Here is an 18,518-nt window from a genome sequence, read left to right on the forward strand (position 1 = left end):
CAGTCTCCTCTAGTGGGTTGCAGAACTCTCGCGGACGACGCCGCGCTCGATACGGAAGATGCGATCAACCAAGTCGGCCGAGTGCTTGTCATCCGATTCGCTCAGCAGGACCGTCAGGCCCTCGGTGCGCAGCTTCGCGATCACCTCTGTCAGGCGCCGCGATAGCACCGGCGCGACGCCCTCGAAGGGTTCGTCCAGCAGCAGCAGCTTGCGTCCCGGCATCAGCGCGCGCGCCAACGCCACCAGCTTCTGCTGGCCGCCGCTGAGCTGCAGCGCCTTGCGCTCGCGGTGCTCGAGCAGTTCGGGAATCAGCTCGTAGATCCATGCAAGGCGTCGTCTTGCGTCGCCCAGGCCGTTGGCCCAAGCCGGCAGCAAGATGTTTTCTTCGACGGTGAGCGACGGAATCAGCCGCCGGTCCTCCGGCAAGTAGCTGATGCCGTGCTCGGCGCGGGTGTGCGCTGGCAGCTGCGCCATCGACTCGCCGGCGCACGCCAGCGTTGCCGAACGTGAGGGCAGCAGTCCCATCACCGCGCGCATCAGCGTTGTCTTGCCGGCGCCGTTGCGGCCGATCAGCCCGGCCATGCTGCCTTGCGGCAACTGCAGCGTGACCTTGCGCAGGATGGGCGTGCCGGCGATGGCCACGTCCAATCCCTGGATGTCGAGGGCAAGCTCAGTCATGCGAGTGCCTCCTCGCGTGCCGAAGCCCGCTTGCCTACCACCAACTCCTGCACGCGTGGGTTGCCAAGTACCGCAGCCGGCGGCCCGTCGGCGATGATCTCGCCGCTGTAGAACGCCAGGATGCGCGAAACGTAGCGCTCCACCACTTCCATATCGTGCTCTACGAACAGCACCGTCACGCCGCTTTGCCTCACGGCGGCCATCACGGCATCCATCAAGGGGAATTTCTCGTCGGCGCTCACGCCACTGGTGGGCTCGTCCAGCAGCAGCATGCGCGGCTTCGAGACCAGGGCCATCGCGATGTCGACCAGCTTGCGCGCGCCCTGCGGCACGGCACTGGCCTCGCTGTCGGCGTAGTGCGCCACGCCGAAGGCCTGCAGGATGCGGCGGGCCTCGCGCACCGCCTCCGCAGTTTCGAAGTGCCGCAGCATGGAAGGCTGCGCTTCGTGGGCGGCCGCCAGCGCCATCAGCACGTTGTCCAGCACGGTGAGCTGGGGGAACAACTGCGCGACTTGGAACGATCGGGCCAGTCCGAGGCGGGTGATCTGGCGCGGCTTCATCCCGAGCACAGAGCGGCCCTCGTACAGGATGTCGCCCGAGGTGGCCGGCAGGTACCCGGTCACCATGTTGATGAACGTGGTCTTTCCGGCGCCGTTGGAGCCGATGACTCCGACGATCTCGCCGCGCTGGATGGTCACATCCAGCGAATTGGCAGCGACCACGGCACCGAAGGTGCGGGTGAGCTGGCGCGTTTCGAGCACACTCATGGGGACACCTCTTTCGTCACGGACGGAATCTCCGCAGGCACTGCGGCACGCCTACGGGACACCAGGCTCCACAAGCCTTTGGGCAAGAAAAGGATCAGCGCCAGCAGGACACTGCCCAGCGTGAGCTGCCACAGGTGCGGCGCCTCCTGAATGGCGAAGGTGCGCACCGCGGAGAACACGATGGCTGCCACGAACGGCGCCGCCACATGCGCCGTTCCGCCGAGCAAGGCCATGAAGACGAACTCGCCAGAGGTGGCCCAGAACGCCATGTCCGGATCCACGTGGCCCGTGGCGATCGCAATCAGGCCGCCGCCGAGGGCCGACAGCACGGCCGCGCCGCAGTAGTTCAGGTAGACAAGTCCGAACGGCGAGATGCCGAGGAAGTCAACCCGGATCTCGTTCTCGCGCACTGCCTCCGAGAGCCTGCCAAACCGCGAGCGCAACACGCGGTGGCAGACCAGGGCCGCAACGAGCGCGATCGCCAACGTGACCAGGAAGGCAACGCGTTTGGCCTGCGACGGATCCGGCTGGAAGCCAAGGTAGCTCGGGTTCGCGACGTTGAAGCCGTCGGTGGAGCCGAGCGCGCTGGACTTCACCAGCATGCCGTAGACAATCATCGACAACGCCATCGAAAGCATGGCGTAGAAGATGTCGCGGTAGCGCGCCACCATGATGCCGCACAGCGCGGCCATCATCAGCGAGGCCACCACGCCCAGCGCCAGCAGCACGATGGCATCCTGGATGCCCAGGTGCTTGGCGGCCAAGCCGGCAGCGTAGCCGCCGATGCAGTAGTACAGCGCCTGGCCGAAGGAGACGAGGCCGGCGCGCATTTGCAGCACCACCCCGAGAACCACCAGGCCTTTGGCAAAGGCCAGGGTGAGCAGGAAGCTCAACCAGTCGGGCCCCGCCCAGCCGAGGGCGGCAATCGACCCGGCCGCCAGCGGCAGCCCAAGTTCGGACTTGAATTTCATTTAGATCTTTCGGGGCTGCAGTTGGCCGAAGAGGCCATGCGGCCGGAATGCGAGTACCAGGAACATCACGCCGTAGATCACGAACAACTCGATCTGCGGCGCCAGATGGACAGCGAAGGAACGGGCGAGACCGACCAGCACTGCGCCGACGGCGGCGCCGCCGATGCTGCCCAGGCCGCCCACCACCACCACGGCGAACGCCAGCACGATCACCTCGACACCGATGCCCGGTGTGACGGAAATGGCCGGTGCAGTGAGGGCCCCGGCAAGCGCACCGAGCATGGAGCCGATCGCGAAGGTGATGGCGAACATCAGATTGACGTTCACCCCCATTGCTGTGGCGATCTCGCGGTCGTGGATCACCGCTCGCAACATGCGCCCCTTGTCGGTACGGTTGAGCGCCCACCATGCAGCGGCGCCGACCACGAGCGAGATCGCCACCAGTGCGAGGTCGTAGTTGGCGAAGCGCAGCGAATCCGTGATCGAGCTCTGCCCGAGCAGACGGTAGGGCTGGTACGCCAGGTATGGGTTGACGCCCCACACCAGCTTCACCACGTCCTCCAGGATCAGCAGCAGCGCATACGTGACGATCACCATCAGGATCTCATCGCGGCCACGCAGGTGGCGCAGCAGCGCCTGCTCCACCAGCACGCCCACAGCCAGGCCGCCGACGATGGCACATCCGAACAGCAGCAGGTAGCTCCAGTACGGACTAGCCCCAGACTCGCCGGAGAAGTACCACCCCGTGAGCGAGGCGGCGCAATAGGCGCCGATCGCGTAGAAGCTGCCGTGTGCCATGTTGAGGATGCGCATCACCCCGTAGATCACCGTCAGGCCGGCCGCCACGAGGAACAGCCACGAGGCATAAATGGCGCCGTCGAAAACTATAGCCAGCAAGGTGCTCACGACGTGCGCTCCTTTGGCGGTGTCGGTGTGCACTTGGCACCGGGGAAGCCGGCCTTGATCCAGTCGGCAGGGCTCGTGCCATCGGGCGGCATCAGGCAGTCGCCCGGATAGTCCTTCACATTGATGATGCTGGCCTTGCGGGTCTTGGGGTCATAGTGGTATTCGCCGTAAGCCACCCCCTGTACAGCCTGATGGCCACCGGCGCGGCTCATACGCACCGTGCCGCTGGGCGATTCGAACGTGAGGCCCTTGAGACCCGCGAGCACCTGCTCCTGCGTCGGCATGGTGCCGGGCTTGCCCACCTTCTCCGCGGCCGCCTTCATGCCGAGGATCGCCTGCATCATCTTGAAGGCGGGGTAGGTCGGCTGCTCTTTGTGCGCGGCGCTGTAGGTCGTGCGCAGCCAGTCGGAAAGCGCGTTCTTCGGCGCGAAAGCGCCAAACGGGCCGCGGCCGCCGACGATCGTGCCGTTGGGCGCCTGGTCCTTGAAATGCTCAAAGCCGGTCTCGCCCGCCGTCAGCAGCGTCACACGCTTGTCGAACAGACCCCGCGCGCCGCCTTGCAGCACCAGCGCCTCCATGTCGCCGCCCCAGAAGCTGGAGTGGATCAGGTCGGGGTTGCTGACGGACAACGCGGAAATCTCGGCGCCGTACTGGCCCTGCCCCAGTTTCGGCCACTGCTCGGAAACGAACTTGATGTCCGGCTTGAGCTGCTTGAAAGCAAGGCTGAAGTCAGCCCAGGCATCCTGGCCCCAGGCATAGTTCTGCTGAATGCTGCCGACCGATCTCACGTTCGGCTTCGTCTCCACGATGTAACGGGCAGCGGCCACGTTGTCGACCACGGCGTCAAGGCCGGTGCGAAACACGTATTTCGGGTTCTTCAGCGTCTCGCTGAACAGGCGCGAGGTCCCGCAGTCGAAGAAAACCGTCGGGGTCTTGAGCTCCTCGGCCACCGGAGCAATCGCGAGGCAGTCACCCGAGGAGATGTAGCCAATCACCACGTCGACCTTCTGGCGCTGCACAAGGTTGCGGTATTCCTCCACCTGCTTGGTGGCGCCGCCGTTCTCATCGATCAACACCATCTCGACTTCGACGCCACTGATGCCTTTGGTGTTGTAGGGCGCTGGCAGGGCCCCCTTGTTCAGCGCGTCGACCACGAGCTTGGCGGCATTGGCCGCGGGCACTCCGAAAGGGCCCGCGGCGGCGCCCGACAGGAAGGTCGCCACGCCGATGCGGAACTTGCCGTTGTCGGCGGCGGCAGCCGGCAGCGCGAAGGCGGCGCCGGCGGTGACGAGCGCGAAGCTGCGAGCCAGGTGCGTGAGGGGGAACTTCAGGGTCACGTTGTCTCCTTGTGAGTTGTGTTGCTCACGAGGAATATTGCGAAGAGCGTGCCACACCGCGAAAGCGTTGCGGATCAAGGACTTAGGCCTAATTCGCTGAGATGTATTGCGCGGATTCCGCGCATTGCGGCGGTCGGGTCGCGCGGAAACCGCACATGCGGATCGGCCCCGCGGCCTTTGCGGAAGCGATGGTGCGTTGTCTACGGTGCCCCGGCAGCCCGCCTGCGCTCACGCACCAACTCCGGCGATGGCCGCAGTTGCTCCGCAGGGTAGACCCGCCACCGACCCAACATCACCCGGGCCGGCGGAAACCGGGTGTCGACCACAACCTCTCCGATCGCCTGTGCTTGCGCGATCTGGTGCGTTTCGCGGTCGATGCATGAGGCAAACCCGGGCGGATCCTCCGGCAATTCCAGGCAGAGCCCCTCCAGCGCTCCCACCACCTTCTCGACATCGAATGGCTTGCCGGCCTTGCCTACTGCGCGCGCAATGGCCAGGATCCCGGCGTAAGCGCCCTCTGCCGCATAAGTCGGATAGCGCCCCTCCGCCGCAAAAAAGTCGGCCATGAACTTCCGGTTGCGCGTCGTGTCGGGCCAGTTGTTGTGATGGCGCGCCGAGAGCACGAGATTGGGCGGCGCTTGGTCACCCAGCGCCATCAGCACGTCGTAGTTGCCGCCCGCATCAAAGTTGGCCATGGGCATCTTGCCGAGCAGTTCGCTGGAGTGGGCCTGCGCAAGGAAAGCGAGGAAGTCGCCTCCCCAAAGCCCAGTGACGATCACGTCCGGCCGCGAGCGCATCAGGGCCGTCAGGTACGCCGAATAGTCGGGCTCGTAGAGCTTGGGCCAGAGTTGTGCAACGACCTCATAGTTCGCGCCGCTGGCCGACAGGCTGCGTTGCAGGTCGGCCCACATGACGTGGCCATAGTCGTAATCCGGTCCCAGGAATGCCAGCCGCTTCCAGCCACGCTCGCGCTGCTGCTCGACCAGGTATTTCGCGCCCGCCGCCATCGAAGTGTAGGTGTCGTTCGAAACCCGAAAATAGTAGCGGTGAAAGTCTTCGATCGTGAGCCGCGAGGAGGCGTGGTCGGTGCCGACGAAGATCACCTTGCGCGCCCGCGACAGCCGGCTCACCGCCTGCGCCACACCGGAGCTCACCACCCCGCAGAGGAACTGCGCCTTGTCGTGATCGATGAACTGGCTGGCCAGCCGAACGCCATAGGCCGCTTTGGAGCGATCGTCCTCCACGATCACTCGCAGGCGCGGGCGCCAGTCGCGCATGGGCTCGGCATCCAGCTCGGCGAGCGCCAGCTTGATCGCCGCGATGCTGTCGCGGCCGTAGATCGCGGCCCGGCCCGCCAGCGGGTAGAGGCAACCAATGGTGATGTCGGCCTGCCCCGCAGGTGCCCCCAGTTCTACGCGGGCGTGGGCGCCGGCTGCAGCCAGGCAGGCCATGACCAGCGTGACGGCGCAGCGAAGCAGATCGCGAATCCTCACGGGCGGCCCTCCCCATCGATCCCGAGCCGCTGCAGCCGGCGCAGCAGCGCATGGCGTGAAATCCCCAGCAGCTCCGCGGTCCTGCCACGATGGCCCTGCGCGCGGGCCAGGGCATCGCGCAGCAGCTTCTCCTCCTCCACGGCCAGCTTCTGCTCGATGGCTGCCGAGCGGACCTCCCCACTATCCAGGTCGGTGGGCAGTTGCGAGCGCTCGATCACGCTGCCGGGATGGAGGATGGTGAGACGCTCGATGAGGTTCTTCAGTTCGCGCACGTTACCGGGCCATGTGTAGGCTGTCAGGCAGGCTCTCGCGTCGGGCGAGAAACGGATCGGCTCGCAGCGTTCGGACTTGGCATAGCGCGAGGCGAAATGATCTGCCAGTACCAGCACGTCGTCGTCGCGCTCCCGCAGGGCCGGTACCGCGATCGGCAGTACGTTCAAGCGGTAGTACAAGTCTTCGCGGAAGCAGCCCCGCGAAGCCTCGGAGGCCAGGTCGCGGTTGGTCGCGGCCACTACCCGGACGTCGGCGGTCATGCCACGGGTGCCACCCACTGGGCGATACTGACCGTCTTCCAGAAAGTGCAGCAGCTTGGCCTGCAGCGCCAGTGGCAGCTCACCGATCTCGTCCAGGAACAGCGTGCCGCCGTCCGCCAGCGCGACCAGTCCCACGCGCCGCTGCGTCGCTCCAGTGTAGGAACCCTTCTCCGCACCGAACAGCTCCGCCTCGATCAGTTGCTCCGGCAGCGAGGCGCAGTTCACTTCGACGAAGGGCCCTCCACTGCGCGCGCTCGCCGTGTGGATGGCGCGCGCTACCAGCGCCTTGCCGGTGCCGGACTCGCCCAGCACCAGCACGCGCTTGGCCTGGCTCGCCGCAATGCGGCTGATGGTCGCCGCCAGCGCACGAACCTGTGTACTGGTACCGATCACGCCGTCGTGAGCGGTCGATGCCTGCCGACGGTAATCGATCTCACTGGCCATGCGCGCCTTTTGCAGCGCGCCGCGGATCGTGTACAGCAATTCATCGAGCTCGAACGGCTTGGTCACATAGTCCGCTGCACCGGCCTTCACGGCCTTCACTGCCAGCCGCGTGTCGCTCGTTGCGGAGATCATGATCACAGGCAGCCCGGGTCGATCCGTGGCAAGCCGCGCGAGCACGTCCAACCCGCTCATGTCCGGCAGGTTCACGTCGAGCAACACGATGTCGGGCGCGCCTCGGCAGGCAGCATCCAATCCGCCGGCGCCGTCCACCGCGGTCGCGACGCCAAATCCCTCCTCTTCCAGCGCGAACACCAGTGCCTTCAGCACGCCGGGTTCGTCGTCGATCACGAGCACCTGTTTCAAAACCTATGTCTCCTCTTGCGGCATCGGCACGCGCAGCGTAACCACCGTGCCCGCGCCCACCTCACTCTCGATCGTGAGAGTGCAGTTATTCAACTCCGCCAATTGCCGGGAAATGCTGAGGCCCAGGCCCATGCCCTTCGGTCGCGTCGTGAAGAACGGGTCGCTCAGCTTCGCGAGCGCCTCGGGCGGCACCCCGCGACCCGTATCGCGGACCTCGAGCACGCCGAACCCGTCGCCGGCGCGCGCCGCACGCAGTGTGATCAGGCCTCCCGGCGGCGTGGCCTGGATCGCGTTGAGCACCAGGTTCAGCATGATCTGGATCAGATGGTCGGCGTCGACCCACAGGCGCAACTCGGAGTCGCCCTGGATCGCGAGTGACAGCCGCTGCACCTTCAGTTCGGCCTTCACCAAACCATCGACGCGGCGGAAAACCTCGCGCACCGGCGTCACAGCCGGCTCCGGAGGGCGCGGCTTGCCGAAATCCGAGAGGTCGCTCACCACGCGGGTGAGCCGGGTGACCTCGGTCTCCACGTCCTGCAGAAGCTGGTGCCGACGCGGATCGGCCTCACGCCGAGCGAGCGCCTGCACCGTCGTCTTGATGGCGGACAACGGGTTGCGCACCTCATGCGCAATGCCGGTGGCAAATTCGCCAAGCGAAGCGAGCCGCTGCGCGCGTGCCAATCGCGCGAACGTGTTGGAAAGGCCCTCAGCCATCGTGTTGAAGGCGCGCGAAACAGCCGAGATTTCATCGCGCCCCTGCTCCTGGATGCGGTGGTTCAGTTGGCCCGACGCGATGGCTTCGACCCCGCTCACAAGCCGTGCCACGCGGCCCTGCAGGTTGCGCGCGAGCTGGTAGAAAAGGAACACCAGGACGCTGGCGGTGCCGAGCACAACCACCAGCAGCACACGCCGCGCATTCTCGAAACGGCTGAGCAGCGCCGAGGGCTCGATCTGCAACATCGGTTGCCAGCCGGGCAACACCTCCGGGCCCGCGATCATGCGCTCGGCGGGGGTGACGCGCACGCCGACGGCGTTGAAATAGCCGGCCGGCGTTTTCAGGACTGGCTGGACGATGCCGGCCACCGAAGGCCCCCCCATCAGTTCAGTCAGCGACGAGAAGCGTACGTGCAGCGCAATGTCGACCCGGTGCCGCCCCTCAGCAGCTGGCAGGGGATGGCGCACCAGGAACCAGCCGGCGAGGCCATCGCCCGGGGCGGCCGGCCCGACCACCTCATTGCTGCCGAAGCGTGTGACCGGCAGCGAGGCAATCGAGAACGGTTGCTCGCTCCAGTAGGGCGGACCGGCGGCAGCCTGCCCGGGCACGAAATGGCGCAGGCGGCCGCCGTCTTCCAGCAGCAGGATGCCGTAAAGGTCCGGCAGGTCTGCCTCCAGCTGCAGCAGCCCATGCGCCTCCTCGCTGGCGTTGTTGATTTCGGCTCGCAGCAAGGCGGTCATGGCGGGGTGGCTGGCCAGGGTTTCCACCTGATAGCGACGTGCGTCGAGAAACGACTCCAGGCGCTTCGACATTGCCGTGAGCTGGACCGACAGCCGCTCGCCGACCAACTCGTCGATCAGCGCCTGCGCATACCGGTCGTACAGCAGGCCCACTGCGAGCGTCGGCACGATTCCCGCCACGAGCGAGATCGCGAGGTAGCGACTTACGACGCTGTTGCTGATGGCCATTCCGGAACTCGTGCCGCGTTAAAGACCCGTCCCGCGCCGGGGCTCACAAGGTCTGGCAACAGCAGAAGAGCGAGTTGGCGATCAATTCGCCCAATACGATGGCATGGCCGGTCGGTCCATCGCTGCTTCCGAAACCGGCGGCGAGCTCGGCCGTTAGGCGAGCGAGCTTCGCGCGCGCAGAGTGGTCTCATGCAAGTCTCCGTTGTCGTGCTTGGAAAGAATGCCTTCGCTGCCTAAGAGCAGCTGAATCACTGCGCGGATGGACCAACAGCGGGCATGCGGGGCTGGCCGATTGTTCGATGTTGTCTGCGTTATTGGAATAGGCAAGCTACCAAGTGCAAAGCCCGTGCCACGCCTACTCCCATGACACAGTCAAGAGCGGTGCCTCCGAGCAGGGTCTGGAGAATACGAAGAATGCGGCACCTGTGTCCAGTTCCATGGACATGGCGTTGTCTCGAATGTCCGGAATCATGGACACCTGTCGGATAGCAATACATCGCGCCCCACCGACAGCGCACCTCATCCGGCGAATCAGAGAGCCGCCGCATCATATATTTGACGGTCCGGCCACTACCAAGTTTCAGTTGACGCGTCAGAGCACAACTCCGGACGGTAACTCACATGACACACTGCTGCTCAGCATGGAGGGTGGACAGGGCGAGCAGCTTCATGGTCGCTGGTCGCCCTCAGGAGGTGGCACATCGATGATCAGGCCAGGCTCGAACGCCTGGTTCTCGATCCGGCCGCTCCAGTTCACGTACCCGCGCGGATTGCAGACCACTTGGCACGCATGGACTCGGTAGTCGAAGCTCTGATGCGTGTGGCCATGCACCCAGAGCATGGCCACCTCGAAGAAAGTGTCAGGAAGCTCGTTCACGAATGCGCCCGACATCAGTCGTCGGCGTAGCGCGGCGAAAGCGAGCCGCGGTGCGGCGCATGGTGCGTCACCACCACCGTGGGCCCGGCGAACGGTTCAGCGAGCTTGGCTTGCAGCCATGCCCGCTGCGCCTGGTGGATCCGCAGCGTGTCGCCGCCTGGAGCTTTCGGCCCTGCTTGTCCCGCCAGGTGCCGGGTTCGGCCGTCTCGTCAAGCGTCCGGATCAGTGCGTAGTCGTTCAGCAGGTTGGTCGCCTTCTTCATGGCCCACGCCACATCGCTGACCGGACCTTCGGGTGTCTCGATCGCGAGCGCGAAGTCGGTCCACAGCGTTGCGCCGAGGAAGCGCACGCCGTCGATCACCCGTTCGTCGCCATCGAGGAGGTACACGTGGCTGCCTTCGGCCGCGCTGCGTGCCTCGGCCAGGGTCGTGTCCAGCCGGCCGTCGTAGTACTCGTGGTTGCCGGGCACATAGAGCACGGGCTTACCTGGAAAGCGCTCCACCGCCCACTGGATGGCGCGCTTGGCGGGCGAATGGATGCCGCCCGCGAGGATCACAACGTCGAATTCGAGATCGGCCGCCGGCTCGCTTCGGGGTGTGTTTGTCTCAGCGCTGCCGAGACTTTTGGCGGCGTCGCTATCGCCCGCTCGAACAGTGCAAGCTTGAATTGCCGTTCGAGCTGTCGGCTGGACCACTTCTGCTGCTCGACGAGCTTCAGATAGAACTCGCGCTCTTCGCGCCGCTTGCGGCAGGCCAAGCAATGCGCGTTCCGGCCGCAAGGCAGGCGCTGGCCCACGCCCTCGCCCGGCAGCGCCGCGATCCTGAATGCGGGCACGACCTCAGTCCAGAGTGGCGCCGGACTGCTTCACCAGCTTCTGGTGCTTCACCAACTCGGACTGCAAGAAGGCTGGCGCCAGGTCAGGCCCGGTGTTCAGCACCGTGAGGCCTTGACCGGTAATGACATTTCTTGCTTCGGGCGACACCAAGGCCTCTTGCACCGCTGCGGCATAGCTGTCGGCCACCGGCTTGGGCAGTCCGGCTGGACCGATCAGCGCGATCCACGCGTCGAAGCTGTACCTGGGCACGCCCGATTCCATCATCGTCGGCACCTCGGGCAAGGCCGCGGAACGCGCCGGCGTCGATACCGCCAATGCGCGCAGCGTCCCGGCCTTGATCTGCGGGGCGACCTGCGAGATCGAAACGAATGCGAGCTGCACCTGGCCGCCCATCAGGTCGGTGATGAGCGGTCCGGTGCCGCGGTAGGGCACGTGCTTCATGTCGATGCCGGTCTCGCTCACCATCAGTTCCCCCGCCAGGTGGAGCACGCTCCCGTTGCCGGCGGACCCGTAGTTGAGCTTGCCGGGATTGCCCTTCGCATAGGCCAGCAGTTCCTTCACGCTCTTCACCGGAAGCGCGTTGTTCACCACCAGCACGACCGGCACGGTGGCCAGTACCGCGATGGGCGTGATGTCCTTCATGCTGTCGTAGGGAATCGTCTTGTAGATGCCTGGATTGATGACATGGTTGGACGACACCATGCCGAGCGTGAGCCCGTCCTTGGGTGCCTTCACGATCTGGGCCGTACCCTGAATGCCGCCGGCGCCGACGACGTTCTCCACCACGACCGGATGGCCGGTCGCGCGCCCGAAGGCCGGCGCGACCGCGCGGGCGACCGCATCGACCGTCGACCCCGCGGCGAGCGGAACGACGATCCGTATCGGCCGATCGGCATTCGAGGATTGCGCCGCGGCGAACAATGAAGTGGCAAGCAGCGCCGCCGCTAAAGAAAGGGAAATGGCTTCCCGGAGGGAATGTGCACGCATGGGTTTGTCTCTCTCGCTTTGTTGGAATTCATGGATGGCGCGCCTGAAGCTCGGCGAACGAAACGAGTTCGCCCGCAATCGCGCTGGCCGCCACCGTGGGCGGGCTGGCGAGCCAGACCTTTCCGGGGCCGCCCCGGCCGGGGAAGTTGCGGTTGATGGCACTCACGGTGACCTGGTCGGCGCGCACCGAACCACCCGGTCCGCAGTTGCCGCAAGCGCCGCAGGAGGGCTGAAGCATGCGGGCGCCTACGCGTTCGAACGCATCCATGTACCCCGCTGCAATGCAGTGGTCGCGCACCGCGGTGGTTCCGAACTGGAGATACAGCTCCACGCCGGGCGCCACTTTGAGCCCGCGGTCCGCCGCCCACCGGAGCACCGCGTGGTAGTGGTCGAAATCCTCGCGCTTGCCGGCCGTGCACGAGCCGCCGTAGGCGATGTCGATGCGCACCCGCTCGCCGAGCGCCATGAGCGGCAGGCCGTTGCCCGGATCGCCCGGTGCCGCGACCATGGGGGGAATCTGCGTGCAGTCGACGTGGAGCGTTCTGGCGTAGGCCGCGCCGTCGTCGCTGCGCATCCAGGGCTCGACTTCGAAGTCGATGCCGCGGCGCTCGCGCAGGAAGCGCACGGTCTCCGCATCGGGAGTGACCAGGCCGGTGAAGCCGCCGAGTTCCGCCGTCATGTTGGTGAGCGTGGCGCGCTCGTCAGTCGTCATGCGCCGCACCACCTCGCCCGTGAACTCGAACACCTTGCCGACACCGCCACCATCGCGCACGAAGGGCAGCGCCAGCAGATGCAGCACGACGTCTTTCGCGGTCACGCCCGGGACCAGCAAGCCATCGAGCACGATCTTCAGGGACTGCGGCACCGTCAGCCGCACCGCTCCCGTCACGAAGGCGTTCGCTATGTCCGTGGTTCCCACGCCGAAGGCCACGCACCCCAGCGCGCCGCTGTGCGGCGTGTGTGAATCCGTGCCCACCACCAGTTGGCCCGGCAGCGCATAGTGTTCCGCCACCATGGCGTGCGAAATGCCGGCCACGTTGGTGCCGTCGTCCTTCGCAGCCTGTTCTTCCGTCAGCGTGCGGTGCGAGCGCAAGCCATAGGCGGCAGCGAACTCGCGCTGCGCCTCGACCAAGCGATGCACATTCGGCACCAGGCCGCCACGTACGTGCGCGGGGCTCTCCGCGACATAGGACGTGTGGTCTTCGAAGACGACGATGGAACCGGCGTCGTGCAGCACCAGCGAACGGCCGAAGGTGGCGTGCAGCATGTGCGCGGCCATGCCGGTGTAGTACTCGTGGATGAAGCGCAGGTCCGCGCGCACGAAGGCACCGTCGCCCGGCGCGGGATGCGCCTGCGTCAGCTCGGTGGCAAGCGCATGGCGCGCCACGATTTTCTCGAACAGCGTGCGCGGGCGCGCGTCTTGCGCATCGGGCGGCACCGTGATGTCGCGCATGAACTGCTGGCCGAAGCGCAGCAGCCCGCCGCTCTTGAGAATCGCCGCGGCCAGCGCGTCGCGGCCGGCCACCAGGTCTTCGACCGGAATCGCCTCGCCCGCCCGGATGCGCGCGACCAGGCCGAAGTCGGTCGAGGTGAACAGGCCGATGTTGTCGGCGTTCTGCCGGTACAGGCGCTCGAAGCTTTCGGCGACGACCAGCCGCACGCCGGCCGCCTTCTCGGCGGTCGGGCTGTGCTCGCGCGACGAGCCCTTGCCATAGCGCCTGCCCGCGACCACGACCTCGATGCCCGACGCGCGGATGGCATCGGTGCCGATGGGGAATGCCTCGCCCGCCTTGAAGCCGGTGTAGGGATAGCGCCCCAGCTTGTCGTCGTAGTGCGTGAGGATCGGCAGCGGCGTGATCTCGTCGGTCGACACATCGTCACGCAACGGCGACGCGTCGGCGAGTTCGAGGGGTTCTCCCTGCAAACCCAGCTCGACCATGCGTGGGGAACAGCTCAGGAAGAGGATGCGCGGGTCGAACCGGAGGCTTTCTGCACTGGCGGCGGCTGGCGAGGAGGCTGGCATGGCCCGATGTTGGCCGGCCATCGCAGCGCCATAAAGCGCTCGCTCGGCACAGGGGATCTCGCCATCCGCGAGATCGGTGATTACCCTTGCAGGCTCTCGATGAGCGCCGCCACTGCGCGAGGCTGCGGCGTCTTGCGCAGGGCGTAGATGTTCAGGACGCGGTCGGCCCATTCTTCCGCGAGCGGGCGCCGGGCAAAGCGGTCGACTCCCGCATACGCCGTCACGGCACTTCGAGGCACCACCGCGATGCCCAGGCCTGCCTCCACCATGCGGCAGACGGCGTCGAAGCTGCTGACCGTCACCTTCGGGTTGAAGCGCCCGCCCAATGCTGCGGCGCGTTCGTTCAGGGACCGGTCCATCGCGCCGCCCTGGTGAACGCCCACCAAAGGAAATTCGAGCGCACGCGCGAACGTGATGGCCTCCAGGTCCGCCAGTTCATGCCCCGAGGGAAGCACCACGAGCAAGGGGTCGGAGGCGAAGCGCCAGGCATCCATGCCCGCCGGCACCTCGACATCGACGCCCACGCCGACATCGGCCCGGTCGTCCAGACAGGCGCGCAGCACGTCGCGCGTGTCTTCCTCGTGCAGCGCGACCTCCACGCCCGGGTATGCCTCCATGAAGCGGTGCAGGCGCTCGGGCAGGAACCCGATCACGGAAGACATGTTGGCATGTAGGCGCACCCTGCCCCGCACTTCGCCGCCTTCGCTCTGCACCTCGCGCAACAAGGCCTGAAGCTCGTCGTCGAGGCGTTCGCCCCGCGCCAGCACCAGCCGGCCTGCGTCGGTCAGCGCGATGCCGCGCGGCGAGCGCACGAGCAGCGGCGTCCCGAATGCATGCTCCAGATCCGCGATCCTGCGGCTCAAGGCCGAAGGTGCGATGTTCTCCGCGGCAGCGGCACGCACGATGGAGCCGGCGCGCGCCGCCGCCACGAACAACCTGATGCTGTAGGAATCAATTCGACGTGTCACGGGCTTGATCACTTGGTGGAATGCAAAGTGTGGCATAGAGGCTCCTCGGCCATGGCCGCATCGACATTGCCCAGCGGCTTGCGGATCGCTTCGGCGAAGTCGTGCGCCACCTTGTCGGTCGGCCCTCCGGCAGCGAGTGGCACCACGATGGTGATCGACTTGTCGGGGCACTCGGCGAACGCGGGAAGTGCGGCGAGGGCCGCCATCGCGATCGTGAACAGGCGCTTCATTGTTTGTCTCTCGGGATGTGAATCCCGGAATCTTGGGGACGGCCTGCCCTCTGCAGAAGACGCCCGGCCGTTAAGCCGTTCACTTCGGGTGAACGGCGCCAATGCTCGTCACACTCCACTGCCCTTCACCTCGCGCGGCGCGAGCCACCAGGTCGCCCAGGTCGGTATCAGGAGCGTGCCAGGCTGCTCGGCGACAGTTGCGAAAGCGCCTGCCGACGAAGAGAATGCCGCGCTGGCGCACGCGCGCCCGCCGCAAGCGAAGCTTGGATTCTCTTGAAGCGACCCGCAGCAGTATCGAAGGCAAGAATGACAAGAACCGATGTAAAGGCGCGTGCGCCCCTTCGCGGACCGAAGCGGCCAGCCACGCTGGCGGCTCTCTTCGCGGGATTCGCACCCGGTGTGATGGCCGGCAGCATCGCCACCGGCAACGAGGAGATCGAACTGCGTGTCGACCTGACGACACGCTACAACCTCGGCCGCCGTGTCGAACGCCAGGCCCCGGCGATCCTGCTCAACCAGAACGCCGACGACGGCGACCGGAATTTCGGCCGCAACAGCACCGTCAACAACCGCGTCGACCTGCTGTCCGAGATGGACTTCGTCTACCGCAAGCGTTTCGGCGCACGCGTGAGCGCATCCGGCTGGTACGACCAGGCTTACCGCGGTGGTTTCGACAACACCAGCGTCGGCACCTCGAACCATCTCAAGAACGGTACGCCGGCGACGGGCCTCAGCCCTTATGCCAAGCGCTACTACGCGGGCCCGTCGGGCGAATTTCTCGATGCCTTCGTGTTCGGTACTTTCGATCTCGGGGGTGTACCGGTCAGCGCGCGCGCCGGTCGCCATGTGGTGACCTGGGGGGAGGCGCTGCTTGGCGGTGGCGCGACCCACGGCGTGGGTTATGCGCAGTCACCCCTCGACGGCGCGAAGGCTTTGTCGAGCCCGGGCATCGAGGCCAAGGAACTCTTCCGTCCGCTGACGCAGCTGTCGACGTCGGTGCAGGCCACGCCCGAGCTGTCGTTCGCGGCGCAGTACTTCCTGAAATGGGAACAGTCGCGGGGAGCGGAGGCAGGCACCTACCTCGGCGCCGCGACGCCATGCAATTCGGCGGGGAATCGCTGATCCTCGGCAACACGCGCGTCTTGCGCGGCCGCGACATCACCCCGCGCGGCCGCGGCGACTGGGGCTTGGCGACGCGCTGGAGCCCGCAGTGGCTCGACGGCACCATGGGCTTCTATGTGCGCAACTTCTCCGATCGCCTGCCGCAGGTGATCCTCAATACGGGCACGAACGAATACCTGTTGGCCTTTGCCAGCGACATCAAGCTGTACGGTTTCAGCCTGGCCAAGGACATAGGGGGCGCAAGCGTCGGCTTCGACCTCAACTATCGGCGCAACATGCCGCTGTCGAGCGACGTTGCCACCGTTGCCTCGTCGGCGGGCTACCCCGCGCCCGGCCAGGTGCCCGGCGCGCGCGGCAACACCTGGCATGCGGTGCTCAACGCGATGGGCTCCACCGGACCGACTCCGCTGTTCGACTCCCTCGGTTGGTCGACCGAACTGACCTGGAACCGATGGGCATCGGTGACACAGGGTGCAAGCCTCTTCAAGGGCCGCGACGGCTACACCGAGATCGACCGCGTCGACAAGACGGCCATCGGCTTTGCGATCAACCTGACGCCGACCTGGTACCAGGTGCTGCCCGGTGCCAACCTGTCGATGCCGCTCAGCTACTCGCGCGGCCTGCGGGGCAACTCGGCGGTGACCGGCGGCGGCAACCAGGGTGCCGGCAGCTGGTCGGCAGGCCTCGCGCTCGACCTTTCCGGCCGGCACAGCCTTGAGCTGAAGTACGTCGGCTACTTCGGCAGGTACGTCACCGACGCCACGGGGGCGGCCTCGGTGGCCAACGGCGGCACGGCCCTGCTGAAGGACCGCGGTGCCGTCTTCTTCACTTTCAAAACGTCGCTATGAAGCATTGCCGCGAAGACAACAAGCCGTGAACTCTCTATTGAAGTCCCTGATCACTGCGGGCGCGTTGTGCCTGTGCTTCGCCTCGGCCCATGCGGCCGTATCGCCCGAAGAGGCAAAGCGCCTCGGCAACGAGCTTACCGGCACCGGCGCCCAGAAGGCCGGAAACAAGGAAGGCACGATCCCGGCCTACACCGGCGGACTGACGGCGGTGCCGGCCAGCTTCGACAAGAGCAGCAACCTGCGGCCCGATCCCTTCGCCGAAGAGAAGCCGCTGTTCTCGATCGATGCCGGGAACATGGACCGACACGCCGAGCGGCTGAGCGAAGGCGCGAAGGCGCTGCTCAAGGCGCATCCCGACTTCCGCCTCGAGGTCTATCCGACCCATCGGACCGTGGCTTTCCCGAAGGCCATGCTCGACAACACGTTGGCGAACGCGACGCGTGCGAAGTTCACCGATGACGGCCTCGGCGCGACCGGCGCGCGCGGCGGCGTGCCCTTCCCGATTCCTGCCAATGGCAACGAGGTGATGCTGAACCACTTGCTGCGCTACCTTGGTGCCTCGCTCGCGATGCCGGAGTTCAGTTCCTACTTCGCCAACCGGGGTGGCACGGTGCAGCCGCTGGTGAAGGCCTCGTGGTTGATGGATTTTCCATACCACGACGACACCCGCGTGCCGGCATCGCCTCTCTACTACCGCTCACGTCTCGCCTTCACGTTTCCGCCGAATCAGGTGGGAAACGCGATCGTTCATCACGAGCCTGCCGACTATTCATTCGATGAGCGGCGCTACTGGCTCTATCTGCCCGGCCAGCGCCGCGTGCGCAAGGCGCCGGAAATGGCCTACGACACGCCCAACGGCGGCACGGGAGGCATCTCGACCCAGGACGACGTTTACCTCTTCAACGGCAAGATGGATCGCTTCGATTGGAAGCTCGTCGGCAAGAAGGAGCTTTACGTTCCATACAACGCCTACCGCTTCATCTACAACACGAAGCCCGACGAAGTGTTCCTGCCGAAGTTCATCAACCCGCAAGTCGTGCGTTGGGAGCTGCACCGCGTGTGGGTGGTCGAGGCCACGCGCAAGCCGGGCGCCAGGCATGTGTACTCCCGCCGCACTTTCTACGTGGACGAGGACAGCTGGCATGTCCTGGCCAGCGACCAGTACGACGGCAAGGGCCAACTTTGGCGCGCTGGTTTCGCCTACCTGACCCAAGCTTATGACGCGGCCGCTCCGGTCTCGATCACTGCCGGGCACTACGACCTGGCGGAAGGCGCGTACTACGTGAACCTCTGGCCCGGCGCGTCCGGCATCCGCTTCCCAACTACACTGGAGCCCGATGGCAACTGGACGCCGGAAAGCCTCGCGGGCCAGGGCATCCGCTGAGTCCGTCGCCCGGTTGATGGCCTGTGGGAAACAGCACGGCGCGCCATGCGTCGCGACCCTCAGGGGAAA

15 protein-coding genes and 2 pseudogenes are annotated in these 18,518 nt (G+C 66.1%); 2 read left to right on the forward strand and 15 right to left on the reverse strand.

Annotation, left to right across the window (positions count from 1 at the left end; translation table 11 throughout):
• Nucleotides 1–9: 9 nt before the first annotated feature.
• From AC1DSC_RS10145 to AC1DSC_RS10215, 15 genes and pseudogenes are all read right to left on the reverse strand, one after another.
• Nucleotides 10–678: an ATP-binding cassette domain-containing protein gene (locus tag AC1DSC_RS10145; protein ID WP_062364757.1), complete on the reverse strand. Its 669-nt coding sequence runs from the start codon at nucleotides 676–678 to the stop codon at nucleotides 10–12.
• Nucleotides 675–1,445 (reverse strand): ABC transporter ATP-binding protein, encoded by a 771-nt coding sequence (locus AC1DSC_RS10150; RefSeq protein ID WP_062364758.1) that lies wholly within the window; start codon nucleotides 1,443–1,445, stop codon nucleotides 675–677. The genes AC1DSC_RS10145 and AC1DSC_RS10150 overlap by 4 nt, the downstream gene beginning before the upstream one ends.
• Complete coding sequence (locus AC1DSC_RS10155) at nucleotides 1,442–2,416, reverse strand: branched-chain amino acid ABC transporter permease (RefSeq protein WP_062364759.1); 975 nt, start codon at nucleotides 2,414–2,416, stop codon at nucleotides 1,442–1,444. Before AC1DSC_RS10155 ends, AC1DSC_RS10150 begins: the two co-directional genes overlap by 4 nt.
• Nucleotides 2,417–3,322 carry a branched-chain amino acid ABC transporter permease gene (locus AC1DSC_RS10160; protein ID WP_478131808.1) on the reverse strand — a complete coding sequence of 302 codons (906 nt, stop codon included), beginning with the start codon at nucleotides 3,320–3,322 and terminating at the stop codon, nucleotides 2,417–2,419.
• Nucleotides 3,319–4,659, reverse strand: a complete 1,341-nt coding sequence (locus AC1DSC_RS10165) for an ABC transporter substrate-binding protein (protein ID WP_307594900.1) — start codon at nucleotides 4,657–4,659, stop codon at nucleotides 3,319–3,321. The genes AC1DSC_RS10160 and AC1DSC_RS10165 overlap by 4 nt, the downstream gene beginning before the upstream one ends.
• A gap of 200 nt (nucleotides 4,660–4,859) precedes the next feature.
• Nucleotides 4,860–6,152 carry an ABC transporter substrate-binding protein gene (locus AC1DSC_RS10170; RefSeq protein WP_244883534.1) on the reverse strand — a complete coding sequence of 431 codons (1,293 nt, stop codon included), beginning with the start codon at nucleotides 6,150–6,152 and terminating at the stop codon, nucleotides 4,860–4,862.
• Nucleotides 6,149–7,483, reverse strand: coding sequence for a sigma-54-dependent transcriptional regulator (locus AC1DSC_RS10175; protein ID WP_307595010.1), 1,335 nt, complete (start codon nucleotides 7,481–7,483; stop codon nucleotides 6,149–6,151). Before AC1DSC_RS10175 ends, AC1DSC_RS10170 begins: the two co-directional genes overlap by 4 nt.
• 12 nt (nucleotides 7,484–7,495) lie before the next feature.
• A complete protein-coding gene (locus tag AC1DSC_RS10180; protein WP_062364762.1) occupies nucleotides 7,496–9,175 on the reverse strand; it encodes an ATP-binding protein in 1,680 nt (559 codons plus the stop codon).
• A gap of 667 nt (nucleotides 9,176–9,842) precedes the next feature.
• Complete coding sequence (locus AC1DSC_RS10185) at nucleotides 9,843–10,067, reverse strand: hypothetical protein (protein ID WP_230537776.1); 225 nt, start codon at nucleotides 10,065–10,067, stop codon at nucleotides 9,843–9,845.
• A gap of 52 nt (nucleotides 10,068–10,119) precedes the next feature.
• Complete coding sequence (locus AC1DSC_RS10190) at nucleotides 10,120–10,608, reverse strand: metallophosphoesterase family protein (protein WP_230537777.1); 489 nt, start codon at nucleotides 10,606–10,608, stop codon at nucleotides 10,120–10,122.
• Entirely contained in the window at nucleotides 10,605–10,886 is a 282-nt protein-coding gene (locus tag AC1DSC_RS10195) for a DUF1016 family protein (RefSeq protein ID WP_155247827.1), read from the reverse strand. Before AC1DSC_RS10195 ends, AC1DSC_RS10190 begins: the two co-directional genes overlap by 4 nt.
• Before the next feature lie 4 nt (nucleotides 10,887–10,890).
• Nucleotides 10,891–11,874, reverse strand: a complete 984-nt coding sequence (locus tag AC1DSC_RS10200) for a Bug family tripartite tricarboxylate transporter substrate binding protein (protein ID WP_026283978.1) — start codon at nucleotides 11,872–11,874, stop codon at nucleotides 10,891–10,893.
• A gap of 28 nt (nucleotides 11,875–11,902) precedes the next feature.
• A complete protein-coding gene (locus tag AC1DSC_RS10205; protein WP_027730609.1) occupies nucleotides 11,903–13,897 on the reverse strand; it encodes an aconitase family protein in 1,995 nt (664 codons plus the stop codon).
• 80 nt (nucleotides 13,898–13,977) lie between these two features.
• Entirely contained in the window at nucleotides 13,978–14,901 is a 924-nt protein-coding gene (locus AC1DSC_RS10210) for a LysR substrate-binding domain-containing protein (RefSeq protein ID WP_478131809.1), read from the reverse strand.
• 32 nt (nucleotides 14,902–14,933) lie between these two features.
• Nucleotides 14,934–15,095, reverse strand: a pseudogene (locus tag AC1DSC_RS10215) (tripartite tricarboxylate transporter substrate binding protein BugD); the annotation flags it as partial.
• A gap of 402 nt (nucleotides 15,096–15,497) precedes the next feature.
• Here AC1DSC_RS10215 and AC1DSC_RS10220 point away from each other — a divergent pair.
• Nucleotides 15,498–17,065: pseudogene (locus AC1DSC_RS10220) on the forward strand (DUF1302 domain-containing protein).
• Entirely contained in the window at nucleotides 17,031–18,449 is a 1,419-nt protein-coding gene (locus tag AC1DSC_RS10225) for a DUF1329 domain-containing protein (RefSeq protein ID WP_436288755.1), read from the forward strand. Before AC1DSC_RS10220 ends, AC1DSC_RS10225 begins: the two are co-directional and overlap by 35 nt.
• Nucleotides 18,450–18,518: the final 69 nt, after the last annotated feature.

Source organism: Variovorax sp. 01N425 (assembly GCF_056399465.1).